Source organism: Phycisphaerales bacterium, assembly GCA_040217175.1.
In the GTDB taxonomy this organism is placed as follows: domain Bacteria; phylum Planctomycetota; class Phycisphaerae; order Phycisphaerales; family UBA1924; genus JAHCJI01.
The window spans coordinates 1,324,114-1,350,825 of the sequence record JAVJNT010000001.1; the positions used below are offsets into that span (position 1 = coordinate 1,324,114).

At 68.8% G+C, this 26,712-nt stretch carries 18 protein-coding genes; 12 read left to right on the top strand and 6 right to left on the bottom strand.

What is annotated here, in order from left to right; genetic code table 11:
- Positions 1-7: 7 nt before the first annotated feature.
- Positions 8-2,284, bottom strand: a complete 2,277-nt coding sequence (locus RIA68_05740; GenBank protein MEQ8316939.1) for a P-loop NTPase fold protein — start codon at positions 2,282-2,284, stop codon at positions 8-10.
- Positions 2,285-2,573: 289 nt separating this feature from the next.
- Between RIA68_05740 and RIA68_05745 the strand changes: the two genes are divergently transcribed.
- Positions 2,574-3,242 carry a hypothetical protein gene (locus RIA68_05745; protein MEQ8316940.1) on the top strand — a complete coding sequence of 223 codons (669 nt, stop codon included), beginning with the start codon at positions 2,574-2,576 and terminating at the stop codon, positions 3,240-3,242.
- Between the two features lie 147 nt (positions 3,243-3,389).
- On the opposite strand, the gene RIA68_05750 is transcribed toward RIA68_05745, so the two are convergent.
- Positions 3,390-4,229, bottom strand: a complete 840-nt coding sequence (locus RIA68_05750) for a class I SAM-dependent methyltransferase (protein ID MEQ8316941.1) — start codon at positions 4,227-4,229, stop codon at positions 3,390-3,392.
- 209 nt (positions 4,230-4,438) lie between these two features.
- A complete protein-coding gene (locus RIA68_05755; GenBank protein MEQ8316942.1) occupies positions 4,439-5,677 on the bottom strand; it encodes a 6-phosphofructokinase in 1,239 nt (412 codons plus the stop codon).
- Between the two features lie 89 nt (positions 5,678-5,766).
- Between RIA68_05755 and mnmA the strand changes: the two genes are divergently transcribed.
- Both mnmA and RIA68_05765 read left to right on the top strand, forming a co-directional pair.
- Complete coding sequence (gene mnmA, locus RIA68_05760) at positions 5,767-6,939, top strand: tRNA 2-thiouridine(34) synthase MnmA (GenBank protein ID MEQ8316943.1); 1,173 nt, start codon at positions 5,767-5,769, stop codon at positions 6,937-6,939.
- Between the two features lie 121 nt (positions 6,940-7,060).
- Entirely contained in the window at positions 7,061-11,119 is a 4,059-nt protein-coding gene (locus RIA68_05765) for an amino acid adenylation domain-containing protein (protein MEQ8316944.1), read from the top strand.
- Here the strand turns inward: RIA68_05765 and pdeM are convergent.
- Positions 11,058-11,735, bottom strand: coding sequence for a ligase-associated DNA damage response endonuclease PdeM (gene pdeM, locus RIA68_05770; GenBank protein ID MEQ8316945.1), 678 nt, complete (start codon positions 11,733-11,735; stop codon positions 11,058-11,060). The genes RIA68_05765 and pdeM overlap by 62 nt on opposite strands.
- Positions 11,732-14,209: a ligase-associated DNA damage response DEXH box helicase gene (locus tag RIA68_05775; protein MEQ8316946.1), complete on the bottom strand. Its 2,478-nt coding sequence runs from the start codon at positions 14,207-14,209 to the stop codon at positions 11,732-11,734. Before RIA68_05775 ends, pdeM begins: the two co-directional genes overlap by 4 nt.
- 67 nt (positions 14,210-14,276) lie before the next feature.
- Between RIA68_05775 and RIA68_05780 the strand changes: the two genes are divergently transcribed.
- The 5 genes from RIA68_05780 (at position 14,277) to RIA68_05800 (ending at position 22,599) form a co-directional block, all read left to right on the top strand.
- Positions 14,277-16,997, top strand: coding sequence for a PD-(D/E)XK nuclease family protein (locus RIA68_05780; protein ID MEQ8316947.1), 2,721 nt, complete (start codon positions 14,277-14,279; stop codon positions 16,995-16,997).
- On the top strand, positions 16,994-20,071 hold the full coding sequence (locus tag RIA68_05785; protein MEQ8316948.1) for a UvrD-helicase domain-containing protein: 3,078 nt from the start codon (positions 16,994-16,996) through the stop codon (positions 20,069-20,071). Before RIA68_05780 ends, RIA68_05785 begins: the two co-directional genes overlap by 4 nt.
- A gap of 218 nt (positions 20,072-20,289) precedes the next feature.
- Positions 20,290-20,868: a PEP-CTERM sorting domain-containing protein gene (locus RIA68_05790; protein ID MEQ8316949.1), complete on the top strand. Its 579-nt coding sequence runs from the start codon at positions 20,290-20,292 to the stop codon at positions 20,866-20,868.
- Between the two features lie 375 nt (positions 20,869-21,243).
- A complete protein-coding gene (locus tag RIA68_05795; protein MEQ8316950.1) occupies positions 21,244-21,819 on the top strand; it encodes a PEP-CTERM sorting domain-containing protein in 576 nt (191 codons plus the stop codon).
- Positions 21,820-22,014: 195 nt separating this feature from the next.
- Positions 22,015-22,599 carry a hypothetical protein gene (locus tag RIA68_05800; GenBank protein MEQ8316951.1) on the top strand — a complete coding sequence of 195 codons (585 nt, stop codon included), beginning with the start codon at positions 22,015-22,017 and terminating at the stop codon, positions 22,597-22,599.
- A gap of 35 nt (positions 22,600-22,634) precedes the next feature.
- Here the strand turns inward: RIA68_05800 and RIA68_05805 are convergent, their stop codons facing one another.
- A complete protein-coding gene (locus RIA68_05805) occupies positions 22,635-23,156 on the bottom strand; it encodes an adenine phosphoribosyltransferase (protein MEQ8316952.1) in 522 nt (173 codons plus the stop codon).
- Positions 23,157-23,275: 119 nt separating this feature from the next.
- On the opposite strand from RIA68_05805, the gene RIA68_05810 reads away from it, so the two are divergent.
- The 4 genes from RIA68_05810 (at position 23,276) to RIA68_05825 (ending at position 26,709) form a co-directional block, all read left to right on the top strand.
- Positions 23,276-23,620, top strand: a complete 345-nt coding sequence (locus RIA68_05810; GenBank protein MEQ8316953.1) for a co-chaperone GroES — start codon at positions 23,276-23,278, stop codon at positions 23,618-23,620.
- 14 nt (positions 23,621-23,634) lie between these two features.
- A complete protein-coding gene (gene aroA, locus RIA68_05815) occupies positions 23,635-25,077 on the top strand; it encodes a 3-phosphoshikimate 1-carboxyvinyltransferase (protein MEQ8316954.1) in 1,443 nt (480 codons plus the stop codon).
- A 73-nt stretch (positions 25,078-25,150) separates the two neighbouring features.
- Entirely contained in the window at positions 25,151-26,389 is a 1,239-nt protein-coding gene (gene icd, locus RIA68_05820; protein MEQ8316955.1) for an NADP-dependent isocitrate dehydrogenase, read from the top strand.
- Positions 26,386-26,709 (top strand): hypothetical protein, encoded by a 324-nt coding sequence (locus RIA68_05825; GenBank protein ID MEQ8316956.1) that lies wholly within the window; start codon positions 26,386-26,388, stop codon positions 26,707-26,709. Before icd ends, RIA68_05825 begins: the two co-directional genes overlap by 4 nt.
- Positions 26,710-26,712: the final 3 nt, after the last annotated feature.

Consider the following 26,712-nt stretch of genomic DNA (forward strand, 5'->3'; position numbering starts at 1 on the left):
AACCCAATCACCTGCGTATCTGGCAATCCGGCATGGCTGCTCGGAGCGACTCGAAACTCTCATCCGAGACATTTGTGCCGGTCAGATCCAGTCGCTTCAGTTTTGGAAGCCCTGCAAGCCCTTCCACCTTGGTGACCCCTGTATGGCTGAGATCGAGGCGGACAAGGTTCTTGAGTACGAGAATCGGCGTGATGTCCCGAACGCCAGCTTCGGACACGTCAAGATCGACGAGTTGGGGCAATGCAGCGAGATAGGTCAGGTCGCCGACGTACGCGCTACCGAGAACAAGTTGTTCCAGACTTTCCAAATTCGACAGCGGTGAGAGGTCGGCGATTGAGGTGCCCCCGAGGAATAGTCGACGCAGGTTAGAGAGCGTCCGTACCCCCTCGATTTCCCCCAACGTTGAACTGTCCAGGTCGAGTCGCCTCAGTCGTGGGAATGCCAGGAGGGGCTCAGACGTCGACAACTCGGCACCGGTCAGCGACAGCTTCTCGCAAGCTTCGAAATCTCGCTCGGTCAGTTTATCAACGGGCTTGTCAAGTGCCAGCGACGCGGCCTCGCGGTAGATCCGAAGGTCGTGCGTGCTGGCCTCGAGAATCTGGAATTGCCAGTCCATTAACTCGGACAGTTCCACCATACGGGGTATCGGCGACTTGGCAAGTAGACCGGGCTCGTCGTCGGCGTCACGGGCAACACTGTCGATTAGTTTGTCTCTGAACGCACCGTTGCGATAGTGGGCGTGCGCTTCGATCGTGAAGACGCTCCGGAGATGAGGATCATCAAGCATGCAGAGAAATGGTTTGAACACCTTGGGCGTGCGGATGGTGTCCTCGGGATAGGGCTCGCGATCCAGGAGGACAACGCGCCAGTGGCTGAAGAATGCGTCGAGCGTGCGCGTGCCCAAGGCGTCGAGGCAGCGCTCAAAGTCCTCCTTGGCGTGTTGGCTGATAGATCCGCCTTCCTTCGACGAGGAAGTGGGAAGGTCCGCGCGACCGCTAGCGAGCAACTCCAACCTGCGCCTTACCATGAAACGACGAGCCCCTCGAAGTGCGCAAAGCGTGCGGTCAACTGGCTCGTCATTTTCGAGGCCGAGCCGGTCTTCGTGCCAGAGTTCACCAACGGCCGCCATCATGATCCCGTTGAACAAACGCTTGATTTCGCGCGGGTTGCGATCCGCGTGCTGCAGGATGAATTGCCGAATGCTTCGCTGGGCGGGCTCCCAATGCGCGAGACTCTCCCAAACATGATGTTCGCTGGCAACGCTCTCGAAGAAAGCCTCTGCGATTTCCTCCTCGGCGTCGAGCGTCACCTCGACCTGGAACATCTTGGCCAGGTAGCGATGGGCGTCGACCTCGCGAACGCCGTGCTTGTCGTACAGGCTCTTGACCTGCGCGGTGATCACCGGCTGGTCCACGCCCACGACGAAGATGGTCCGCGGAATGCGCAGGTAGAGCTTGAGGGCCTCGAGCACCTGCACCGCAACGTGGGGCCGGCAGCGGTCCAGGTCGTCGATGAAGACCACGAGGCGTTTGTGCTGGGGGATCGTGTGCTTGACCCAGTCCGAGAGGGCCTGCTCGAGGTTGTTGACGAAGGCCAGCTCCGGGTGGTTGGCCTCCTTGTACGCCTCGACCGCGCCGCGGACGGCCTTGTCGGGCTGGAGCTCGACCCCGGTGCCGTCCACGCCGGCCTTGACCTTCACGCTCTCCAAGCCGGCCAGGAAGGTCTTGCCCAGCATGCCGCCGAACAGACGCACGGCGTTGGTGACCGTGGCCACGTCGCTGTGCTGGACCTTGATCGTCTCTCGGATGATCTCGGCGATGATGCCCCGCAGCACGTCGTCGCGGTCCTGGTACTTCCAGGGGTCGAACCAGACCGTGCGGACCTGGACGAAGTCGTCTTCGTCCATCCGGCCTGCATCGACAAGTTTCTGGCCCCCGCTCTTTTCGCCGCTCTTCCCTGTGGACCAGCATTCCAGCATCCGGTCGAGCCACTTCATCGCCGTCGACTTGCCCGAACCCCACGGCCCGTAGATCGCCGCCGTCAGCGGCATCTGCGTGTCCTTATGGCGGATCAGGTCAAACAGGGGGCCGACCTGACGCACCAGACGCTGGCCGACAATGGGCACTTCGCCATCGGCACGTCCGCCGTCGACGTACTCAATGCCCGCCGGCGGCTCATCGCCAACCGCCGAGCCCACCGGCGGCGAACGCAGCAGCCGCGCCGCCTCCTCCTGGGGATTCCGCGCGGGACGAACGGAGCGGGGCTTAGGAGTCGCATTGCTCACGATTGCCAGCGTAGGAGGCCCCCAGGTCATTCGCGTACGCCCGATCAGGGGGGATGACCGGCCTACGACGCTGCAATCTAAGCTGCTTCCATACAAGTACTTGTCGCCTGCTCGCACAAATGCAGAAAGAAATCTTTTACAAAGAACAGAACTCGCAGTAAAGCCGCTCCGCGATCACCCCGATCTTCATTTCCGGACGGGCGGCACGGTGCCAACCGCCATGCACAACGGCTCGCGATGCTTCCGACGATGTGGGGGCGGGCGGGTCACCGAGATTGGAGGCATCGTTATGACTGCTACTCGCACGATCCCCGACGACAAGCCGGGGCAATTGGACTTCTTCGAGACCCGCATCACCGCGTGGACCGAGAGCGCGGCGGAGATCGGGTTGCTGGCCAGCCAGTCCGCGCAGCTGAGCTCTCTTATTACATCGGCACGCGCCAGTTATGATGCCGCCCAGGCGGCCAAGCAGGCCTTGAAGGGCCTCATCGAGGTGCAGGACGCCGACCTGGCGGCCATGACGCAGTACGGCTCGCAGCTCGTCCAGACCATCCGCGCGTTTGCCGTGCAGACCGGCGATGCGCAGGTGTACGCGACGGCCGAGATCGAGCCGCGCAAGGACCCGACGCCGATCCCGCCGTTCCCTGCGAGTAATCTCTCGTACGAGCTCACCACCAGCGGTGCGCTGAAGCTGCGCTGGGACGGGCGCTTGTCGACCGGGACCTCGTACATCCTCGAGCGCGCGTTCTTCAACGAGCAGAGCCAGCCGCTGCCCTTCGAGGCCATCGCCTTCGTCGACGGGCTGAGCTATACCGACGCGTCGATCCCGAGTGGCACCGGCAACGTGCTGTACCAGGTCAAGGCCCTGAAGGGCGACACGACCACGCAACCCACCGCGCCGATCTTCGTGCGCTTCGGCACGGGCAACCATGCGCAGGGCCAGCAGCAGGCGGCGTAAGAAGCGCGTCCGCCATTCCAGACCCCCACGAGTCGATGACGCCCGGGCGCCGTATTGGCCCGGGCGTTGTCATTGATGAGAGGACCACGCGACGGCCAAGCCGGCGAGGCGCCAAGACAAATGTCCGGGGCATCGGCCTTGGGAGTCCTACGCCTTGCGCCCCACCATCGCCTCGTACACCAGCTCGCTGCCATCGGGCGCGAGGCGGTGCACGTAGCGCTCGCGGGCGGCCAGCCCGAGGCGGCCCGACGACAGCATCTCGCGCACCAGCCCGGCGAAGCCCCCGCGGGCGTCCTCGTCGAGGAACTCGGCCTTGATGTTGAAGCCCACCCAGCCGCCGGGCGCGACGCGGTCGAACGCGGCCATGAAGACCTCGGGCGGGACGTCGCCGTAGCCCAGCGCGGCGACGCAGACCATGGCGTTGAACGCGTGCGCGTCGAGGACGGCCTTCGCTTCCGTCGCGCTGCCGCCCTCGACCGCCTGGGTGATGTCGCCGACGGCGTAGGCGTCGTACAGGCCCGGGCGGTCGCGCTCGGCGGCGACGGCGGCCTCGGCGCAGATGTCGGCGCCCACGATACGGCGGACGCCGAGCCCGGCGAGCTCCTCGCCCACGCAGCCGTTGCCCGCGCCCAGGTCGAGCACGGTGAGCGCCGCGGGATCGTCGCCGGCCTCGAGCATCGCGCGGCCCAGCAGCCCGACGACGACGCGCGGCGACGTGCACCTCAGGGCGTGGTAGACCCACTTCTCGTAGAGGCCCGGCACGGCGAAGACCTCGTCGTAGTCGTGCAGGCGGATGCGCCGCCAGCGGCCGATGCCGTCGGCGTCGTCGGCATGAACGCGCACCAGCGCCCACTCCTCGTCCTGGTCGACGTCGGCGCCCATCACGGGCAGGGCGAGGTCGAGGGATGCGATGGCCGCGTCGAGATCGGCCGTGTCGATCACGGGGGCGGCGTCGGATGCGGACGGTGATGCGGGCGAAACGGTCATGCGTGCTCCTTGCTGGATTGCGCTCGAGGGCAGCGAACTGCTGCGAGCGAGGATGCCGCCCGGCACGCAGCGCAGGGCAAGCACCCGCCAGGGCGTGCTGGCGGTCGTACACGCGACGCGCTTCGAGCGATCGACGCGCGGGGACGACGAGAGATGTGACAAGGCACGCTACGGGAGCGCGCGCCCTCGATCAACCCGGGCCGCCGGGCCTACTCGAGCAGCTCGAACGGCGGCAGGTCTCCCAGCAGCGGCCGCACGTACTGCAGGAACGACTCGCTCACGTCGTGGTGCCCATCGAGGTACGCCGGCGGCATGTGCCGCGTCTTGGCGGCCACGTCCTCGAGCCGCTGCACGCCGGTACGGCACTGGTAGGTTTCGTTCGGGCCGATCTGGCTGGTTCGCTCCAGGGTGATCGAGATGCCGGCGTGTCCCTGCGCGGCGAGCTCGGCCGCGGCGACGCCGACCATGCGGGCCTCGCGCGCGTCGACGGGGCTGGCGTCGGGATAGCAGCGCTGCAGGTAGCCCAGCGTGTCGGCCCGCACGCGCGGGGGCTTGCCGCCCTCGGGCGTGAGCTTGGCCTTCAAGAGGCCCGAGAGCTGGTCGCCCAGCGCGCCCGAGCCCGAGAGCTGGACGTTGCCGTGCGCATCCTTCTCTTCGCCCATGAGCAGGGCCCCGATCGCCACGCCGTCCTTGTCCTGGATGCCCTCGCTCACGGCGATGTGGCACCGCCCCAGCTCGTCGTAGACCCTCGCGACGTCCTGCACGAAGCGGTCGGTGATGAACGGGACCTCGGGCACGTACACGAGGTGCGGGCCGGCGTGCTCCTCGTGCCGGGCGGCGGCGGCGGCGGCGGTCAGGAAGCCCGCGTGGCGGCCCATGACGACGTTGATCTTGATGCCCGGCAGCGCGGCGTTGTCCATGCCGTCGGCCATGTGCGCCAGCGCGACGAACCGCGCGGCGCTCGCGTAGCCGGGCGTGTGGTCGTTGCCCACGAGGTCGTTGTCCACCGTCTTGGGCACGTGGATGCACCGCAGGTCGTAGTCAGCGGCCTTGGCGGCCTCGCTCACGATGCGGCAGGTGTCGCTGCTGTCGTTGCCGCCGATGTAGAAGAAATACCGGGCGTCGAGCTTCTTGCAGCTCTCGAAGATCCGCTGGCAGTAGTTGGCGTCGGGCTTGTCGCGCGTGCTGCCCAGGGCCGCGCTGGGCGTGTGGGCCACGCGGTCGAGCATGGACTCGTCCAGGCCGGTCATGTCGCTCACGCGGCCCTCGGTCAGCCCGCGGACGCCGTTGCGCATCCCCAGGACCCTCGTGACGTGGCCGCTGGCGTGCAGCCCCCGCCGCAGGCCGAGCGCGACGCCCACCAGCGATTGGTTGATCACGGCCGTCGGCCCGCCCGATTGGCCGATGACCGCCGTGCCCGTTGGAAGATCGCTGGATCGTTCTGCCACTGCTCGCCTCCCGCCAAACGGACCAAGAGAACCCCGAAGAGGCGGATTGTTGGCCCTCAATCGCGGGGCGGCCTCTTCTACAATCGCCCGTGCCGACCGAGATCCCACAGCACGTGCTCGAGTCCATCCCCCCCGCCGACGGCCGCAAGGCCCTCGTGGCGATGTCGGGCGGGGTCGACTCGGCCGTGGCGGCGGCGGCGATGGTGCGGGCCGGGTGGGACGTCGTCGGATGCTTCATGCGGCTGGGCTCGCCCGACGAGGACCTCGACGCCGACACCAAGATCGGCCACCGCGGCTGCTGCTCCATCGGCGACGCCCAGGACGCTCGATTGGTCGCCGCCGACCTGGGCGTCCCCTTGTACGTCTGCAACTTCAAGGACGACTTCGGCCGCATCATCGACTACTTCGTCGACGCCTACGCCCAGGGCCGCACGCCCAACCCGTGCGTGCGATGCAACGACTGGCTGAAGTTCGGCAAGCTCCACGCCTACGCGAGGTCCGTCGGCGCGTCGGTCGTCGTCAGCGGCCACTACGCCCGCGTCGATCGCACGGGCCCGCAGCCCAGATTCAGGCGCGGGCGAGACCACGCCAAGGACCAGAGCTACGTGCTGTTCGGCGCGCCGCGCGAGCGGCTGGCCGAGATGGTCCTGCCCATCGGCGAGTTCGAGGACAAGCAAGAGGTCCGCGACGCCGCCGAGGCGCTGGGCTTCAACGTCGCCGGCAAGCCCGACAGCCAGGAGATCTGCTTCGTGCCCGACGACGACTACGCCGGGCTCGTCGAGCGCCGCCGCCCCGAGCTCGTCGGCGCGGGCTCGGTGCTGACCATCGACGGCGTGCCCCTGGGCGAGCACGCCGGCCAGCACCGCTACACCGTCGGCCAGCGCCGCGGCCTGGGCATCGCCGCCGCCGAGCCGCTCTACGTCGTCTCGAAGGACCCCGCCGCCAACACCGTGACCGTCGGCGGGGCCGAGTCCCTCCTGTGCCGGGCCGTCGACGTCGGCGAAGCAAATTGGCTGGCGCCGCAGCCCGATGACGGCGACCGCGTGCTCGTCCGCTACCGCGCCCACGGCAGCGAGTGCGCGGCGACGATGACCCACCTGCCCGATGGCGACCGACCGACGCCCTCGGGCCGGCATGGCCGCTTCGCGCTTACCTTTGCCGAGCCGCAGCGTGCCATCGCCGCCGGCCAGGCCGCCGTGTTGTACGACCCGGCCGACCCCGATCTGGTGCTGGGCGGCGGCTGGATCGAGTCGACGGCGTAAAACCCACACTGGCAGCATGAGTCTGCCGCTCTGGGTCCGGTTTCCCAAACTCGAGCCCGGATCGGTCCGAAAATACGGGTGTGCATCGGGCCTCCGACGCACGCGGTGAACCTGGGGCGGCATGAGCAGAGGGCAGACCATCCTCGACGCGATCGACGGCGCGTTCGCCGCGCACGGCGATCGCGTGGCCATCGAATCGTGGCCCGATGGCGAGTGCCTGACCTACCGGCAGCTCCAGGCGCGGAGCGCCTCGCTCGCGGCCGCACTCGCTCGTTCGGGCGTCGCCCCGGGGTCGATGGTGCCGATCGTCTTGCCGCGATGCGCCGATTACCTCGTCGCCGTCGTCGCCATCCTTCGCTGCGGGGCCGCCTACGCACCGATCGATCCCGCGGCCCCGCGACGCGAGGCGATGCTCAGCCCGCTGCGTTCGCCCGTCGTCGTCGGCCGCGAGACCGGCATGCTCGACCCGGCAAGCATCACCGAGCCTGGCGAAGCGCCGGTGGTCGAGTGCTCGCCCGAACACCCCGCGTACGTCATGTATACCAGCGGCACCACGGGCCGGCCCAAGGGCGTCCTCGTGCCGCACCGCGCCGTGACCAGGCTCGTCATCGACGCCGACTACGCCGAATTCGGCCCGGACAAACGCTGGGGCGTGATGAGCGCCGTCGCGTTCGACGCATCGACGCTCGAGATCTGGGGCGCCCTGCTGCACGGCGGATGCTGCATCGTGCAGACGATGGCGGTGCCGGGCCTGGACGACCTGGCCGACTACCTGACCAAGGGACGCGTCACCGACACGTGGCTGACCGCATCGCTCTTCAACGCCATGGTCGACGAGCACCCGCGGGCCATGTCCCACATGCACCAGCTGCTGACCGGCGGCGAGCGTGAGAGCATGCCGCACGTCCGGCGGTTCAAGCAGCAGAACCCCGGCGTGCGTCTCATCCACGGCTACGGCCCAACCGAGAACACGACGTTCAGCCTCTGTCACACCATCACCGACGAGGACGCGCGTGGCGGCCGCATCCCCATCGGTACGCCCATCAACGGCAGCACCGTGCGCATCGTGCGGCCGGGCGGCACGCCCGACGAGCAAGCCCACGAGGGCGAGCTGCTCGTCGGCGGCGCGGGCCTCGCGCTGGGCTACCTGAACGACGAGGCCAGGACCGCCGAGAAGTTCGTGGAAGACCGCGACGGCACGCGCTGGTATCGCACGGGCGACCTCGTGCAGTTTCGAGAAGACGGCGCCGCGGTATTCGTGGGGCGCGTCGACCGCCAGGTCAAGATCCGCGGCCACCGAGTCGAGCCGGACGGCATCGAGCACGAACTCGCCGCATGCCCGGGCGTCGAGCAGGCCGCCGTCGCCGTCACGGGAGAGACGGCCGAAACGCGACGCATGACGGCGTTCTTCGTGCCCGCCGGCGATACCACCGCCGCCTCCGTGCGCGCCGAGCTGGCCGAACGCCTGCCGCCGACCCAGATGCCCGAGCGCTTCGTGGCGGTGGAGTCCATGCCGATCGGCCCGACGGGCAAGGCCGACCGCGGCGCGCTCGTCGCGAGCCTCGAGACCGACGAACGACGCGCTTCAGTCGAGGCCAACGATCTCGAGTCGGCCCTCATCCGGCTGTTCTCGAATCACCTGGGCGCCGACATCCGACCCGATCAGCCGTTCCGCGAGGCCGGCGGCCACTCGCTGCTGGCCATGCGGCTCAGCGCCGATGTCCGCCGCGAGCTGGGCGTTGCGTTGCCGGCGGCGCAGATCCTCCGCCTGCAGACGATCGGCAGCATCGCCCGGCTCGTCCCCTCGCTGCCGGCGGCCGAGGCAGTTGGTCCGACGCAGCATGCCGACCCAATCGGCGACATCCGCCGGCGCGCAAGCCTCGAGCATGCGCGCGACGGAACCGCCCTGGCGATGCTCGTCCACCACGCCTGGCACGTCTCCGCGGGCTTCGAGCTCGAGGACCTGCGCCGTGCCTGGCTCGCGCTGCTCGAACGCCACGACGCGCTGCGCACCAGCGTCGCGTTCACCGATGCCGGCCCCACACTCGTCGAGCACGACCCACGAACGGCGGACGTGTTCCACGCCGAACACGACCGCCTCGCCGCGCCAGATCCCGGCGATCCACGCGTCCGCCGAGCAATCGAACGGACCATCGGCCCGGGCGATCCGCCCGCCCGGTTGCACGCCTGGCCCCTCGCCGATGGATCCCACTTCGTGCTCCTCGTGTTCCACCACGCCGCGATCGACGAGTGGTCGCTCCAGGTCCTCTCGGACGAGCTCGATGCGCTGCTGAAGGGCGAGTCGCTCGAGCCGGCGACGCCCTACCAGGCCTTCGTCGATGCCGAGTACGCGATGATGGACGTTGCCTCGGCAGAGCGGCTGGCCGACCGCATCGCCGGCGGCGAAGCCCCGACCGCCGAGCCACCGCCGCCGGGGCCGCAGGCGGGCCGCAACTACGAGATCGAGCTTGAGTTGCTGACCGAGTCGACGCTCGACGCGCGTGCTGCGTCGCTGGGCGTGTCGCCGCCGGCGCTCGTCGCCGCCGCGCTGGGCACGACGCTTCGGTCACGATACGGTCCCCCGGGCCGATGGTTGATGACGCCGTTTGCGCGCCGGCCCGGCGATGCACTGCAGCGCGTCGTCGGCTGCTGCCTCGACATGCGTCCACTCGAGGCCTCCGGCGCTTCCTTCGAAGAAACGGCCCGGGCGCTGCACCAGCAGATGCTCGACGCCCAGGACGACCGCACGCTCCCGCTCGAGACGCTCGTCGAGCGGATCCGCGGCACGACGCCAGAGCGTGCGGGCGATGCGACGCGCTTCGGCCTGACGTACCGGTACATCGACGATCGGCCTACGCCGCTCGGGAACGCGACGGCGACCCCGATCGACGTCCCGCAGCCCGCGGCACGCTTCGGCCTGTGCCTGCACGTCGAACGGCGGCCGAGCGGGCTGCGCCTGTGGCTCGAAGCATCTCGCGCCCAGTACACCGATGATCAGCTCGGAGCGATCGGAAGGCAGATCGTCGATCTCGTACTGGCCGGCACCGCGTCCAGGCCCGATGCACCCGGAGCGGTTGCGACCGAACTCGAGGCCGACGACGGCGTGTCGGCCCACGCCCTGCACGTCTTGAGCGAGCTCTGGGCAGAATTGCTCGGAACCAGACCGCGGCCCGACGGCGACTTCTTCCAGGACGGCGGCACCAGCCTGCTGGCGATGCGGCTTGCCGCGGCCATCCACAAGCGCCTCGGCCGCCGGCTGATGCTCAACCAGTTCCTCCGCCGGCCAACGCTCGAAGGGCTCGCGCGGAGCATCCGCGACGACGCCGAGCATCCGTACGCGGAGTTCTCCATCGCCTCGCACGACGAAGATCGCACCGATTCGCCCTGGTGCGTTGCCGTTCCCGGTTCGGCGGGCCGCGCCATCGATCTCTACCGCCTCTGGCACGAGCTCGGCCGCGATGACGCTGCGCCGATGGACATGCTCGCGTACGATCTGGCCACGATCGCAACGGGCGAGTCCAATGCGTTCGAACCAGACCGCTTCTTTGCAAGATTTACGGCGCTCACCCACGCGTACGCGATGTCGCGCAACCGCCGGGGACCGCTCACGCTCATGGGCTATTCGCTCGGCGGCCTGGTAGCGCTCGACATGGCCGCCAGGCTCCAGGAACTCGGTCACGACGTACAACGCGTCGTCCTGCTCGACGCCTACGCCCCGCCGTACCTCAGCCGGACGCTGCCGTGGTATCTGGCCAAGATCAACGCAAAGCTGCGCACGGCTGGTCGGAAGGCCGACGTGCGTCAGCCGGCGCCGCCCGATCACGAGAGCGGCGATGCGCACGCCGCCGAGGTCAGCCGCGCGACGTGGCGCGGCATCCACCAGACGCTCGCGAGGTGGCAGCCACCCACGGTCACGACGCCCACGGTGCTGCTGCGCTCTCGGCCGGCGTGGAAGCACGTCCGTCCGGTCTGGCACGCCAGGACCAACGGCTTGGGCTCGCTGCTGGCCGGACCCGTCGACGTGCGCGTGCTCGGCGTTGCGCACCTTGCCATGCTCACCACGGGCTCCGATGCCGTCGCCGACAGCCTGCGAGATCTGCTCTGCGTGCCGACGCCCGCTACACCGCCCAAACGCGAGAGCCGGCCGTCGCCCAGCGAGCATCATCCTGCCCGGCCCTGACCGGCGCACCGTCGACGAAGCTCGAGAACGCCGGAAGCACGAGCGCGTGGTACTCGACATCGAGCCAGAAGCACGGCAGCTTCACACGCTCGCCCCGGCCGCGCAGCCGCACGGTGGGGTGTACGTGGCCGCACAGCGTGTATTCTCGGGCGACGATCGGCGGCTCGTGCGTGAGCGCGAGCCCGTCGAGCTCGACGCGCGGCGGCAGGACGTTCACGCCCCAGCCCTCGAGCATCGCCCGGCCGCGCGGCCTGGTGATGCTCCGGTCGTGGTTGCCCGGCACGAGCGCGAGTTCGCAGCCAAGCGTCGGCCGCCACTGCCGGATGAGCTCGTCCATGCCCGGCGCGTACGAGGCGGGCCCGTGCACGAGGTCGCCGAGCACGACGACGCGATCAGCGTTGACGCGATCGGCCGCATCGCGCAGCCTCTCGAGGTCTGCCTGCAGCGGCCCGACCGGCAGGGCGCTGCCCGCATCGCGAAAGGCCTGGCACTTGCCCCAGTGCGTGTCGGCGACCAGCAACAAACCCCTGGCTGCCCAATACAACGCACGCTCGGGCATGAGCTGCAGCTCGTGCCCGGCCAGCGTGATCGAGATATCGCCGGTGGAAACGGTCATAGCTCGGCCTGCATCTCCGCCTGCATGCGCGCCAGGCGAGACTCGAGGTCTTCGCTCGACATCGTCTGCGAGCCGATGCGCTCGATGATCAGCGGCAGGGCCAGCGGGCTGGGCTTCTCGGCCTGGACGATGTTGAACCGGCTCGTCGCGATGCGGTCGAGCGCCGCGGCCAGGCGACCCTGCTCGAACTGGTTGTCCAACACTTCTCGCCGCGCCTGCGCCAGCAGCAGGTGGTCGGGGTCGAATTCGCGCAGCACGTCGAAGATGAGCCCGCTGGACGCCTGCAGGTGCTTGCCCGCGGCGCGCGTGCGGGCGCCGGGATAGCCCTGGAAGACCAGTCCGGCAACGCGGGCGATCTCGCGGAACTGCAGCCGCGCGAGCTCGGCGGTGTTCACGCTCTCGAGCGCGTCCTCGACCAAGTTCTCGCGAGAGAAGAGCGCAGGCGTCAGGTGCTCCCGGTACGGGAAGGGCTCGGGGCAGAGCAGTTCGAAGCCGTAGTCGTTGAACGTCGTCGTGAACGTTGCCGGCGTAATCCGACCGAGCCGAAGCGACAAGAGCGCACTCAGGCCGCTATGCACGAGCCGGCCCTCGAACGGATACGCGAGCAGCCGGAACCCGTCGCGGCTCTCGAGCAGCTCGAACAGCACCTCGTCGGCGTCGGGCACCTCCGACCGATGCGACTGGACGGCGACCACGGGCAGGAACGTCTCGAGCTCGACCGGCAGGCCGTCGGCGTCGCCCGTCTCGACGGCCCGCGCGGCGCGCTCGAGCGACTCGCGTACGGCCCTGGACAGGCTCTCGCTGATCGGCAGCCGCGTGCCGCCCCAGATCGGGGTCAGGTTCGTCTGCCGCGTGCCCTTGCGCACGAGCGCCACCTCGTTGCGCACGCCGACGAACCGCAGCGTCTGGCCGGCAAAGTTGAAGTGCTGGCCCTCGCGGAGGCGGCCGACGAAGCTGTCCTCGATGTGGCCCAGGCTCCGTCCGCCGGCAAAGCGCATCTCGATGGTGCTCGGACCGGTGATGGTGCCGACGTTGAGCCGATGCATCTGGGCGACGCGCTTATTGGGCACGCGGTAGACGCCGTCGACGAGCTCGACCTTGTGGAAGCGCTCGTAGGCGCTCAGCGTCGCCCCGCCTTGGGTCACCAGCAGCAGCGTCCAGTCGAACGACTCGCGCGAGAGATCGCGGAACGACCACGCCGAGCGGACCTCGTCGAAGAGATCGTCGGCATCGAACCCGCCGCCGAGCGCGACGGTCACCATGTGCTGGGCCAGGACGTCGAGCGGCTGGTTCACCGGATCGCGCGGCTCGACCGCACCCGCGTCGATCGCGTCGCGGACGGCGGCGATCTCCAGCAGCTCCAGCGCATTCGTGGGTACGCACACGATCTCGCATGGCTCGCCGGGCCGGTGCCGCGCGCGGCCGGCGCGTTGCATGAGCCGCGCGACGCCCTTGGGCGAGCCGATCTGTACGACCCGCTCGACGGGTGCGAAGTCGACGCCCAGGTCGAGCGAGCTCGTGCACACCACGATGCCGACGTCGCCGCTCTTGACGCCCAGCTCGACGCGCTCGCGCTCCTCGCGGTCGATCGAGCCATGGTGCAGCGCCAGGCGGCCCTCCCACTGCGGCCGCTTGATCGAGATGGCGTGGAACCACTTCTCCGCCTGCGATCGCGTGTTGGTGAAGAGCAGCGTCGGCTGATCGGGGTCGAGGTACGCCAGCACCTCGTCGAGCATGGCCAGGCCCATGTGCCCGGCCCACGGGAAGCGGCGGATGTTCTGGGGCCGCAAGGACTCGACGATGACCGGCCGGTCGATGGGCGCCCGCACCACCGCGGGCTCGATGTCCGAGCCAACGAGTGCCGCAGCGGCTTCGGGCGCGTTGGCGATGGTCGCGCTCAGGCCCCAGGTCTGCAGCCCGGGCGCGAAGCGGCGGAGCCGGGCGAGGCCGAGCTCGACCTGGCTGCCGCGCTTGCTGCTCAGCAGCTCGTGCCACTCGTCGACGATCACGGCCCGCAGGCCCTCGAACCGCTGCTCGGCATCGGCCTGGGTGAGCAGCAGGCAGAGCGACTCGGGCGTCGTCACCAGCACGTTGGGCAGGGCCCGTCGCTGGCGGCTGCGGACCGTGCTCGAGGTATCGCCCGTGCGGCTCTCGACCGAGATCGCTAAGTCGAGATCGTCGACCGGGGCCCGCAACGCCTGCTCGATGTCGCGGGAGAGGGCGCGGAGCGGGCTGATATAGAGGATGGAGAGCTTCCGGGCATCGACGTCGGCATCGGCGAGGGCCGCCAGCGGGCCGAGGTAGGCGGCGTAGGTCTTGCCCGAGCCGGTCGGCACCAGGATGAGGCCGCTGCGGCCCCGGGCTTGGAGCGCCCAGGCCTCTTCTTGGAAGCCGTGCGGCTGCCACCCTCGATCGGCGAACCAGCCGCGGAGGCGGTCGAGGGTGCCCCCTGATTTTGTTTGGGTTTTGGACATTCCTTTGACTACACTATGCCCGCTGGTCGGCTCGGTCGGCGGGCGATGTCCCACGGAGGGGGTGTTCATGCAGGCCCACCGGCTCGACGCCACGAAGACCCCGATGGCCGCCGCCGTCGAGTGGTTTGTGGCGAAGGCCGGCGACGGCGAGCTCGATCTCTCGAACGTGCTCGTCGCCACGCCCGGCGCCCGGGCGGGTCGGGTGTTGTCGACGCTGCTCGCTCGGGCGTGCCAGGATCGCGGGTTGGTCCTGACGCCGCCGGACCTCACCACCGCCGGCAAGCTCGCCGAGGCAATGGCCCCGGCCGCGCGTCCCGCGGGCGACCTGCAACGCCGGCTGGCGTGGGCACGCGTGCTCCGCGACGCGCCCGAGGATCTCATCGCACCCGTCTTGCCCGAGTCGGCCGAGCCCGAGGCGTGGGCGCTCGAGATCTCGCGATCGCTGGACGAGCTCGCCCGCGGCGGGCTGCGGTGCCGCGACGTGGCCCGGTCGGAACTTCCGCCCCTCGAGGATCCGCAGCGCTGGCACGCGCTCGCGTCGATGCAGGGCGAGTACGAGGCACTTCTCGGTCGGGCCGGCCTGGTCGATCCGACGCTGCACGCGATCGATGCGGGCTCCGACGTCGCCGCGGGCCTGCGGGAGATCGTGCTGCTGGCGTGCATGGACCTCACGCCCCTCGCGCGACGGATGCTGCGCGAGGCGCCGTGCCCGGTGCATGCCTTGGTCATGCTGGATGAGGGCCTGGACGACGACGGCGTCGTCCTCGAGGACTTCTGGCGTGACGCCGACATCGACGTGGAGCCCGAGGACGTGTTCGTGACCGAGGGGGCCGAGGCCCAGGGAAGCCTGGCGGTCCGCGCGGCGGTGGACCTGGAGACCAGCGCCATCGGCACTGCGGACGAATCGCTCGCGGGAGCCGTGCGCCGGGCGGCCGACGGCCACGGCTTGAGCGTGCACGTCGCGTGGGGACCATCGGCGTCGGCGAGCGGGCCGGCCCGTCTGCTGGCCGACCTCGCACTGTTGCTCCGCGAGCGAAGCTTCATCGCACTCGCGCGGGTGCTGACGAACCCGATCGTGGTGTCGACGCTCGCGCGGGAAGAGCATCGTTTCGACCAGTTGCCCCGCGCCGTTGACGACTACGCCGGCGCCGCGTTGCCGACCAAGGCATTTGCCAAGCTCCCCGAAGGCACGCCGCGCGTCGCGAGGCCGCGGCGCATCGTCATGCACGCCCAGGCCCGCCTCAAGAGCATGCTCGGCCCGCTCCGTGGCAAGCCCCGGCCGCTCCGCGAGTGGGCCCACGAACTCGGGCAGGTGCTCACGAAGTTGCTCGCGCCATCGCAGGACCTGCTCGGCCCGGCATCGCTCGACGCGATCGCGGCGATCGGCGAGCAGGTGCGCGGGCTGGCGGCGCTGCCCGAGGCGCTCGACGCGGAGGCGGTCTCGGCGCACCAGGCGATCTCGCTGGTGCTCGGCCAGCTCGACCAGCGCGGTGCACCCGCCGAGCCCGGTGGCGAAGACGTGGACTTGCTGGGCTGGCTCGAGCTGCCGCTGGACCCGTCGCCGGCGATGGTCGTAATGGGCGTGCACCACTCGACGCTGCCCGCCGCGGCGATGCCCGGGCCGCTGGTGACCGAGGGGCTGCGCCGCGCACTTGGCCTGCCCGGCGAAGACCGCACCCTGGCGCGCGACGCGGCGAACATGGCCGCGCTGGTGGGCGGCGGCCGGCGCGTGCGGTTCGTGCTGGGCTCGGCCGATGCGAAGGGCGAGCCGCTGCTGCCCAGCACGCTGCTCTTGCGCGGCTCGGGCGATGGGCCGGCCCGCGTGCTCGGGCGGGTGCGCGCCCGCTTCGAGACGCATCCCGCCCGCGAGGCGCCGCCCGCCTGCGGATACCGCGTGGGCGTGATGCGGGACGCGTCACCGATCACCAGCATGGCGGTCACGAGCTTCCGGACGTTTCTTGAAAGCCCCTACCAGTTCTACCTGCGCTACGCGCTCGGGCTCCGAGACGTCGAGCCGATGCCCGGCGTCCCACGCCTGGAGGCCAATGCGTTCGGCACGCTGCTGCACGAGGCGCTGGCGCGATTCGGCGGTGATGTCGCGTCTCGCGAGATCGAGGACGAGGGCGAGATCCGGCGACTCATGCACGCGGCGCTCTGGGAGTCGACCGAGCGGCTGGCCGGACGCCGGCCCTCGGCCATCACGCTTGCGCAGATCGATGCGGCCGAGCACCGACTCGCAGCGTTCGCACGGGTGGAAGCCGCGTGGCGACGCGAGGGATGGCGGACCGTCGAGGTCGAATGGACTCCCGAGATGCGGCCGCCGCTGGGCAAGACGGGCATCGGCCTGAGCGGCGCCATCGATCGCATCGACTTCGACGCCAACACCGGGAGGCTCGCGCTCTTCGACTACAAGACCTCGAACGAGGCCCGCCAGCCGGCTGCGGCCCACCGCGGTCGTGACGGCGCATGGCGCGACTTGCAGCTACCGCTGTACGAGATCCTCGCGCGACCGCTCGCGCTCGAGCACGGCGTCGAACAGATTCCGGCACTGGGGTACGTCTCGCTGAGTGCTCGCGACGCACGGGTCCTGGAAGCGGGTTGGGACGAGGCGGACCTTGCCGACGCGCACGCGTGCGCCATCGACGTTGCGACGCGAATCCGATCGGGCATCGAGGCGATGGCCGACCTGGGCTCGCCGCGATTCGATGGCCCGCACGCGCGGCTTGCAGGACTGGGTATGCTGCTGGACCCCGAGCACCTCGCGGACCGCGCGGGGGTTGCGCCATGACGCCCCCCCACGCCCAAAAGTCGCCCGCGTTCGAGGTCGTCATGGCCTCGGCTGGGACGGGCAAGACCTTCGCGCTTACGAACCGGCTGGCGGGCCTGCTGGCGGGCGGCGTTGCTCCCGAGCGCATCCTGGCCGCGACGTTTACGCGTCAGGCCGCCGGCGAGATCCGTGAGCGGCTTCTTTCGCGCATCGCCGAAGCCGCCGCGGACGACGCCGAGGCAGCGGCGCTTTCCGAGCACACGGGCGCCTCGCTCGACGCGGCGGGCTGGCTGGGCGTGCTCAAGCGGCTGTGTCGCAGCATCCACCGCGTGCGCATGGGCACGCTCGATAGCACGGCACAGGGACTCGCGAAGTCGCTCGCACCCCAGCTCGGGCTGGTCTCGCCGTGGAGGCAAGCGTTCGAGCACGTCGAAGAGCAGCTCCGCGCGGAAGTCGTCGAACGGCTCTTGGAAGAACTCGCAACGCCCGAGGAGCGCGCACCGATTCGCATGCTCACGGGCCGCGAGGGCAGCACGACGGGCGACCAGCGGCTGGCAAAGCTCCTCGCAGATTCGGGCGCCGAACTGCGGCGAGCCCACCCCGACGCATGGGCGTGCCTCGCCGCGCCAGCGTCGTCTGGCCCGACGCTCGATGAGGTACGCCAGGCGGCGGAACGGGTGCGCAACCTGCCGCTGCCCAATAACAAGGGCGGAACGCCCAACAAGAAGTGGACGAAGGCGCGAGACAAGCTCGTCCTGGCCATCGAACGGGGCGAATTCGCTGCAGCGATCGACACCAAGCTCGTGACGTGCTGCAATGACCAGTCGCCGGCCTATTCCGGTGTCGATGCTCCGGCAGAATGGCTGCCCGAGCTGCGGACCATTCTGGAGGGCGTGGTTCGCCACGAGGTCTCGTCGCTGCACCAACGGAACCTCGTGGCGGGGACGTTGCTCTCGCGCGCCGTTGAGATCGAGGACGACGTCCGCCGCGAGCACCGTGCCTACTCGCTGGGCGACCTGTGGCGTGCGTTGGCCGAGAGCGACCTGGAGACCCAGCAGGTTGCCTACCGCATGGACGCCCGATTCGACCACGTGCTGCTCGACGAGTTCCAGGACACCTCGATCGACCAGTGGCGCGTGCTCGAGCCGCTCATCGACGAAGCGGTCGCCGGCGGCGAGCGTGAACGCTCGGTGTTCGTCGTGGGCGACGTAAAGCAGTCCCTCTACGGCTGGCGCAACGCCCAGGCCGGGCTGCTGCCGTACGTCGCGCAGCGCTGGCCGCAGATGCACACGCGTCCGCTCAACAAGACCTGGCGCTGCCGCGGGACGATCGTGGAAGCGGTCAACCGGATCTTCGGCGGGCTCTGCGAGAACCCGAGCATGGAGGCCCATGCGGCGGCCGCCGAGCGATTCGCCGACCAATTCGAGGCACACGAGTCGGCGGTGCAAGGCGAGGGATTCGTGCGAGTGGTCGACCTTTCGGCGGTGCTCGACGAGCCCGACGACGAGGACGGGGCCATCGAAGCGATCGCCGACGCCGTCGCTCGGACGCACGACGCCTGCCCCGACGCGCAGGTCGCCGTGCTCGTGCGCCGCCGGCGTGCGATCGGTCGGCTCGTGGCGGCGCTGGCCGATCGGGGCGTGCCGGCCGTCTCGAACACCTCGGCCAGCCCGTGCGACCATCCGGTCGTCGAGGCCGTGCTGTCGGCCCTGCACCTGGCGGCCCACCCGGGGGATGGGCCGAGCCGGTTCTCGATCGCGACGAGCCCGCTCGGGGTGTCGGTCGGACTCACGGCGTGGAACGACGCGGGGCAGGCCCGGCGGCTCTCGGGCGAGCTCGCGCGACGCATCTTCGAGGACGGGCTTTCGCGCACCGTGGAGTGGCTGGCGCGTGCGGCCGGTGAGGCGACGAACGCCCGCGGACGAGCGCGGCTGGCCGACCTGGTGCACCTCGCCGAGCAATACGAGGCCGAGGCGCCGGAGGCCGGCGGCATCGACGACTTCATCGCGTCCGTACGTGCCAGCCGGGTTCAGCCCCGCGGAGGCGGGCTCGTGCGCGTGCTCACGCTCCACGCGGCCAAGGGCCTGCAATTCGACGCGGTCTACTTGATGGACATCGACGGCCCGCTTGCCTCACACCCGCCCAGCTTCCTTTCCGACGCCGGGGGCGCGGAAGCGATCGATCCGACGGCTGCGCCGACCCGCCTGAGCCTGCCCGGAGGAAAGGAGCTGCGAACGCACTGCCCCGAGCTCGCCAGCATGTACGAGCAGTGGCGGGTGCGTGCGGTGTACGACGAGCTATGCCTCTTGTATGTCGGGATGACGCGAGCCAAGGCCCACCTCGAGGTGTTCGTGCGATCGGACGCCAAGGGGCTTGGGAGCGTTGCCTGGCGGGGGATTGGCGGGCAAGGCCAGGAGATCCACAACGGCGGCCTCGAGTGGATGGACGGCTTCGGAGCAACGCACGTCGCGGCCGCGCCGACCTCGCCGGCGTGGTCGCGGCCCGAGACCGTGCCCGAGCGCTGGAGCGGCCCAAGGCAACCCTGGCGGATCGCCACGGTCAGGCCATCTGACGTGGGCGAAGCGCCCGAAGTAGCCAGCCTCTTGGCGACCGACGCGGCAGCGGCGGACCTCGGCGCCGAGATCCACCGCCTTCTGGAAGGGGTCGAGTGGCTCGAGGACGCACCGGCGGACCCACTCGGGTGGGTCGATCATGCAGGGCCGCTGACGACGGAGGCGGCGCGGCGGATCGAGGCCGCCCTCCGCGAGGGAACGCTTGCCGAAGTGCTGTCCCGTTCGACCATGGCCCAGGCGTGGCCCGGGCTGGAGCTGTCCGTCGAGCGGGAGCGGCCCATTTCGGTGGTCGTCGAGGTGGAGGGTCGGCCGACACTCGTCCGCGGCCGCGTCGATCGGCTGGTCATCGGCCGCCAGCGTGGACGGATCGCCCGATGCTCGGTCATCGACTTCAAGACCGGCCAGGCCGGCGAACGAGGCCCTGCCCAGTTGGACCTGTATTGCCGGGCCATCGCGCAGCTGTACGGGCTTCCGTTGGATGACGTGTGGGGCACGCTCGTGTTCGTCGGCGACCGGCCCTAACGGGCCGTGGCAGGGGTTTCACTTAGATTATCGGGCGAAGGAACGGGCCCTGGAGGCGCGTACGCCCCGTTGTGGGCCTGGGTTCGAGAAAAAAAGCGTCCTGATTTCTGGCGGGGTTTGGGATCGGTGGTAGGTTGTGGGTGATAGGTCGCAAGCAGACGACTGTTGAACCAAGGCTTTCGGGGCATACGGCCCCGGTCGCGTGAGGAGATGTAGATATGAAGAAGGCTTTCGCCCTCGTCGCCGTTGCCGGTGTTGCCGCTGCCGCCACCGCCCAGTCCATCGAGATCGATGTCGCCAACCCGACCCTGGCTCCCGGTGAGAGCACCACGGTCACGCTGAGCGCTGGCTACGGCTCTGGCGACTACGCGGTTGCCGGTGTTGCCACCGACTTCCTCAGCTCGGTCGGCTCGACCGGCTGGAGCGACGTCGCCCTGATCGCCCCGATGGACGGCCCCGGCACCAGCGCTGGCGCCCCCTCGGGCACCGGCGTGGACGGCATCATCGCCGGCCAGCTGAACTTCCCGATCGCCGGCATCTACGCCGACGACTCGAACCCCATCGCTTTCTGGAGCGCCACCTACACCGCCCCGGCCGTCGTTACCGACGCCTTCACCGTCGACCTGAGCACCGACACCAGCAAGTTCGACGTCTACATCGCTCGTGACTCGGCCACCAGCGAGAGCCGCCTCGGCGATCTCACCGAGGGTTCGGGCGCCATCAACGTGGTCCCGGCTCCCGCCAGCCTCGCGCTGCTCGGCCTCGGTGGCCTGGCCGCCGCTCGCCGCCGCCGCTAATCCGGCTCCTGCGACAGGCTCGAATCTGAATTCACGCGGTCTCGATGAGAATCGAGACCGCGTTTTCGTGTCGTTTGCGGCAAAACCCCTTCCGATCGACGTAAGTCGCTGGAAAATCAGGGTTTGCCTCGATCTCTCTTCGGAGAAAACCGATCATTATCCTATCAGAAGAAGCCGGCGTTGAGTCTTATAGGACCTTTCGATTGCGAAATCCGCGCAAAAGCGTGGTTCCAACGTGCAAAAGGTCTTGTCGGCCCCTTTTGGTTCGGTTACACTCGACGCGTCGATCCACGGGTCAGCAAGTTCGGGATCGATGAAAAGTTGTTGTGTGAATTCCTGAAACAAGGTTTCTTGAGCTCAAGAGGAGAGACCAAGATGAAGACTGCTGCGATTCTTGCTGTTGCTGGTGTGGCCGCTGCTGCCACCGCCCAGAGCATTTCCATCGATGTTGCCAACCCCACCCTGAACCCGGGTGAGAGCACCACCGTCACCCTGAGCGCCGGCTACGGCGGCGGCGACTACGCCATCGCTGGCGTGGGCACCGACTTCATCAGCTCGGTCGGCTCGACCGGCTGGAGCGATGTCCAGCTCATCGCCCCCATGGACGGCCCCGGCACCAGCGCTGGCGCCCCCTCGGGCACCGGCGTGGACGGCATCATCGCCGGCCAGCTGAACTTCCCGATCGCCGGCATCTACGCCGATCCGACCAACCCGATCGCCTTCTGGAGCGCCACCTACACCGCTCCGGCCGTCGTTGCCGACGCCTTCACCGTCGACCTGAGCACCGACACCAGCCGCTTCGACGTCTACGTCAGCCGTGACGCCGCTCTCAGCGAGAGCCGCCTCGGCGACCTCCGCGAGGGTCAGGGCGCCATCAACGTGGTTCCCGCTCCCGCCAGCCTCGCGCTGCTCGGCCTCGGTGGCCTGGCCGCCGCCCGTCGTCGCCGCTAATCCGGCTTCAGCGACAGGCTGAATTCTGAATCTGCACGGGCCCGACGAGAGTCGGGCCCGTGTTCTTTTGGGGCGCGAACAAGGCCGGACGAGCGACCGACGCGGAACTTGCTCGGCTCGCGTGCGGACCGGATCGAGCAATTCACGCACGATGCCGACGAGTCTCGGTACGTTGCAAGCGAGAGGAGCAGAGAAATGCGTGGGATGGTGCTCATCGTCGTCGCCGGAACCTGTGGGGCCGCGCTCGGCCAATCGCTCCAGATCCAGTTTGCCAACCCGACGCTGAATCCTGGGGAAACGACCGTGGTGACCTTGTCGGCCAGCTATGGCTCGGGTGACTACGCGATCGCCGGCATCGCCACCGACTTGATTGCATCGAGCGGCTCCGATGGATGGAGCGATCTTGAGCTCGTTGCATCCATGGACGGGCCTGGCACGACCGCCGGGGCGCCCTCAGCGACCGGCATCGACGGAATCATCGCTGGTCAGCTGAACATCCCGATCGCCGGCATCTACGCCGACGGCTCGAATCCGATCGCGTTCTGGCGGGCGACGTACACATCGCCGGCCATCGTCGGCAGCGCGTTCGACCTGGAAGTGTCGACGGTCACCAGCCGCTTCGACGTGTACGTCTCGCGTGGCTCGGCGACCAGCGAGAGCCGGCTGGCCGACCTGACCGAAGCTCGAGGCGGCATCTTCGTGGTGCCCGCTCCATCGGGGGCGGCGGTGCTTGGCGCGGGGCTCATCGCTGGCTTTCGACGGCGGCGAAGGTCCGCGTAATCTCGGTTCACCGGTCGATGGCAACGTCGACTGGCTCAGAACCGCAGAACGTGGTGCAGCGGATCGATGGCGCCGAGCTTCGAACGTCCCCCGAGTGCCTCGAGTTCGATGAGCACGGTGGCGCCGATGATGGTCGCACCGGCCATGGTGGCCAGCTTGGCCGAGGCGTCGAGCGTGCCGCCCGTGGCGAGCAGGTCGTCGACGATGAGGACGCTGCTGCCCGCGGGGATGTCGCCCGCGTGGATCTCGAGCCGATCGACGCCGTATTCGAGCTCATACTCGACGTGGTGGACGTCGCGCGGCAGCTTTCCGGCCTTTCGGATGGGCACGAATCCGGCCGAGAGCGCCTGGGCGATGGCGGTGCCGAAGATGAAGCCGCGAGACTCGGCGCCCAGAACGAGGTCGACCCGCTTGCCTCGGAATGGGTTGACCATGAGTTCGACCGCGAGGGCGAGGGCGCCCGGGTCGGCGAGCAAGGGCGTGAAGTCCTTGAAGACGATGCCGGGCTTTGGGAAGTCTGGAACGTCCTTGATAAACCGGAGCAGGTTGGCTTGCATCGGGTGGTCCCAGGGGTGTCCGGAGCTTGGCGATCGCGGACCTAGCATAGCGGCGCGTTGGGCCGGCCTCGTTGCGGCGGCGGCCGGTCGAGTGAAATGGGTGGTTCGGGAGGCAGTCGATGGCTCGTGCAAGTTCGACCAAGCGTATCGAGACGGTCGAGCCGATCGGCGCGCGTGTGCTCATCCGAAAGGATGAGGACAAGAAGCAGACCAAGGCCGGCCTGCACCTGCCCGACAAGATGGAGATTCCCACGCTGACCGGGCGGATCGTGGCGATCTCGAGCCAGGTGGCCAGCGACGAGGACTACCCGGTCCGGCAGTATCAGCGGGTGTTGTTCCATCCCGGCAAGGCGATTCCGGTCGATTTTGAGGGCGATAACCGGCTCTTTGTGGTGCCGATCACCGACGTCGTGGCGGTGTTCCGGGCCGCCGGGGATGACACGGACGCCGACGGCGGCGCGTAGGAACCTTCGACGCGATGCCCGATCATGCACCCCACGCCGGACCCGAGGAGATGGCGTCGCACCTGGCGGCGCCGCTGGAGTCGCTGGCCGACCCGCTGGCGGTGCCGACACTCCGGTCCGTGATCGGCGATGATCGATTCGACGTGACGCTCCGCCCACCGGGCAGCAAGAGTCTGACGAATCGCGCGTTGCTGCTCGCAGCGCTGGCGCGAGGCCGCAGCGAACTTCGCGGCGCGCTGACGGATGCAACGGATACGCGCGTGATGATCGCGGCGCTGCGCACGCTCGGCGCAGAGATTGAAGTTGACGCGGGCGTGATGCGCGTGTCGGGGGTTGGCGGGCGTTGGTCACCCGCGGGCGGAAGCGAGGTCACCCTCGATCTGGAGAACGCCGGCACGGCCACGCGGTTCCTGGCTGCGGCGAGCGTGCTCTCGCCTGCGCCGATCATCATTACCGGCAACGCGCGAATGCGTGCCAGGCCGATCGGTGAGCTTGCCGGTGCTTTGGGAGACTTGGGCGCACGCATCGAGAGCCTCGAAACACCGGGCTGCCCGCCCATCCGGGTGACACCGCCGGCGGACGTGCCCGAGCGCGGGCAGGTGTTCTTCGATGAACTTCCATCCAGCCAGTTCGTGTCGGCCGTTCTCATGCTGGGTGCCTTCTTGCCGGGCGGGCTCGCGGTCGAGATCGATGGCGAGGTCACCAGCGCGTCGTACGTCCGCATGACGATGGGCCTCTTGGATGCACTGGGCGTCAGCGTTCGCTCGTCGGCAGACCTCCGCGTGCTCCGCGTGGCGTCACGCGGGGGCGCGATCGACGGGTTCGAGTTGGACATCGAGCCGGATGCGAGCGGGGCGTCGGTATTCTGGGCGGCCGCGGCGTCGTCTCCGGGCTCGCGCGTGACCATGGCCGGCGTCGATGAGTCTGGCCTCCAGGGCGACGTGGGGTTTCCATCGGTCCTCGCCCGGATGGGTGCGGAAGTGACGTCGGTTTCGGCCGATGACTCGCCGAGCGGATCGAAGCTCGGCGTTCGCGGTGGGGCCACGATCATGCCAGTGATGGCCGACATGCGCGACATGCCCGACGCGGCGATGGCCCTGGTCGTGCTTGCGGCGCTTGCCAAGGGCGGGTCGATGATCCGCGGGCTGCACACGCTGCGCGTGAAGGAAACGGATCGGCTGCAGGCGCTCAAGACCGAGCTGGCGAGGGTCGGCGTGGATGTCGAGCTCGACGTTCACGGCGAAGACGGCGCCGTTCGCGTGGAGCCACCGACCGGCGGGCTGGACCGGTCCGAGTCGGCTCCGGCGGTGGTGTTCGAGACGTACGACGACCACCGGATGGCGATGGCGCTGTCGCTCATCGCGCTGCACCGACCGAACGTGAGCATCGCCGACCCGGGGTGCGTGCGGAAGACGTATCCGGGGTTCTGGGCGGAGCTGGCCAAGGTCTATCAGTAGCGACCAATACTCGGCATCTGGCAACCTACACTGGGAGTTTCGAGCACGATGCCCGACTCTGGAGACTTGCCTCATGCCCGCGACCGCCGAGCCGATTACGACCGTGGATGGCCGCCTGAACGTGCCGAGCCACGTCATCATCCCGTTCATCGAGGGTGACGGGACGGGACCGGACATCTGGGCGGCTTCCGTGCGGGTGTTCGATGCGGCGGTTGAAAAGGCGTATGGCGGCGAGCGGAAGATCCACTGGCACGAGGTGCTCGCGGGCGAGAAAGCCCACAACGAGACCGGTGAGTGGCTTCCCGACGCGACGCTCGACGCGTTTCGCGAGTACCTCGTCGGCATCAAGGGGCCATTGACCACGCCCACCGGCGGCGGCATTCGCTCCATTAATGTTGCGCTCAGGCAGCAGCTCGACCTGTACACCTGCCTGCGGCCCGTGCGTTGGTTCGAGGGCGTGCCCAGCCCGCTCAAGAACCCGGGGCTGACCGACATGGTCATCTTCCGCGAGAACACCGAGGATATTTACGCGGGCATCGAGTTCGAGGCCGGCAGCGACGACCTGGCGAAGTTCAAGCAGGGCTTCAGCCAGACGTTCCCCGATCGATGGGCGAAGGTTCGCTTCCCCGACTCGTGCGGCATCGGTCTCAAGCCGGTGTCGCGGGAGGGCACCGAGCGGATCGTCCGGGCGGCGATCCAGTACGCGATCGACCACGAACGGCCGTCGGTGACGCTGGTGCACAAGGGCAACATCATGAAGTTCACCGAGGGCGCCTTCATGAAGTGGGGCTACGAGGTGGCGGCGGAGCACTTCGGAGCGACGCCGCTCGATGGCGGCCCGTGGCACGAGTTCACCGCACCCGACGGCAAGAAGATCGTGATCAAGGACGTGATCGCCGACGCGTTCCTGCAGCAGATCCTGACTCGACCGGCCGAGTACGACGTGATCGCGACGATGAACCTCAATGGCGACTACGTGAGCGACGCGCTCGCGGCCTGCGTGGGCGGCATCGGCATCGCGCCGGGGGCGAACATCAACTACGACACCGGCCACGCCGTCTTCGAGGCCACGCACGGCACGGCGCCGAAGTACGCCGGGCAGGACAAGGTGAACCCGGGCAGCGTGATCCTGTCGGGCGAGCTCATGCTTCGGCACTTGGGCTGGAACGAGGCGGCCGACCTGATCATCAAGGGCATGGAGGGTGCGATCGCCGCGAAGACGGTGACGTACGACTTCGAGCGGCTGATGGAGGGTGCGACGCTGCTCAAGTGCAGCGAGTTTGGCGAGGCTGTGGTAGAGAAGATGGCATGACCAAGAAGTTCGAGGGTCGGTGGCCCTTTCTCTATGACTCGATGTCGCCGACACTGTCGCTCAAGCGGATCTTTTCAGAAGACCAGCCGATCCTGTATGTCTGCCACGACTACGACGGAGGATACCAGTTCCTCGATGGTGGCGATGTTTCGGAGGAAGACGCTGCGGTGGTAGCTCTGGAAGAGGTGTTCAGGCTCGACCCGACCATCGCGGAAGTCGCGTGCCTCCCGCCCGGCTGGAGGGCGTATCGCGACCGGGTCGAAGATCTCTGGCAACTCTTGCTCCCGCCCGACGACGAACAGAACGATCAAGAGGACTAGCAC

Bases quoted from the DNA above. Each gene is read 5' to 3' on its own strand.
- RIA68_05810 (MEQ8316953.1), top strand. From the start codon at position 23,276: ATGGCTCGTGCAAGTTCGACCAAGCGTATCGAGACGGTCGAGCCGATC.
- RIA68_05795 (MEQ8316950.1), top strand. From the start codon at position 21,244: ATGAAGACTGCTGCGATTCTTGCTGTTGCTGGTGTGGCCGCTGCTGCC.
- RIA68_05780 (MEQ8316947.1), top strand. From the start codon at position 14,277: ATGCAGGCCCACCGGCTCGACGCCACGAAGACCCCGATGGCCGCCGCC.
- RIA68_05745 (MEQ8316940.1), top strand. From the start codon at position 2,574: ATGACTGCTACTCGCACGATCCCCGACGACAAGCCGGGGCAATTGGAC.
- RIA68_05805 (MEQ8316952.1), bottom strand. From the start codon at position 23,156: ATGCAAGCCAACCTGCTCCGGTTTATCAAGGACGTTCCAGACTTCCCA.
- pdeM (MEQ8316945.1), bottom strand. From the start codon at position 11,735: ATGACCGTTTCCACCGGCGATATCTCGATCACGCTGGCCGGGCACGAG.
- aroA (MEQ8316954.1), top strand. From the start codon at position 23,635: ATGCCCGATCATGCACCCCACGCCGGACCCGAGGAGATGGCGTCGCAC.
- RIA68_05790 (MEQ8316949.1), top strand. From the start codon at position 20,290: ATGAAGAAGGCTTTCGCCCTCGTCGCCGTTGCCGGTGTTGCCGCTGCC.
- RIA68_05800 (MEQ8316951.1), top strand. From the start codon at position 22,015: ATGCGTGGGATGGTGCTCATCGTCGTCGCCGGAACCTGTGGGGCCGCG.
- RIA68_05785 (MEQ8316948.1), top strand. From the start codon at position 16,994: ATGACGCCCCCCCACGCCCAAAAGTCGCCCGCGTTCGAGGTCGTCATG.
- RIA68_05765 (MEQ8316944.1), top strand. From the start codon at position 7,061: ATGAGCAGAGGGCAGACCATCCTCGACGCGATCGACGGCGCGTTCGCC.
- icd (MEQ8316955.1), top strand. From the start codon at position 25,151: ATGCCCGCGACCGCCGAGCCGATTACGACCGTGGATGGCCGCCTGAAC.
- RIA68_05825 (MEQ8316956.1), top strand. From the start codon at position 26,386: ATGACCAAGAAGTTCGAGGGTCGGTGGCCCTTTCTCTATGACTCGATG.
- RIA68_05775 (MEQ8316946.1), bottom strand. From the start codon at position 14,209: ATGTCCAAAACCCAAACAAAATCAGGGGGCACCCTCGACCGCCTCCGC.
- RIA68_05750 (MEQ8316941.1), bottom strand. From the start codon at position 4,229: ATGACCGTTTCGCCCGCATCACCGTCCGCATCCGACGCCGCCCCCGTG.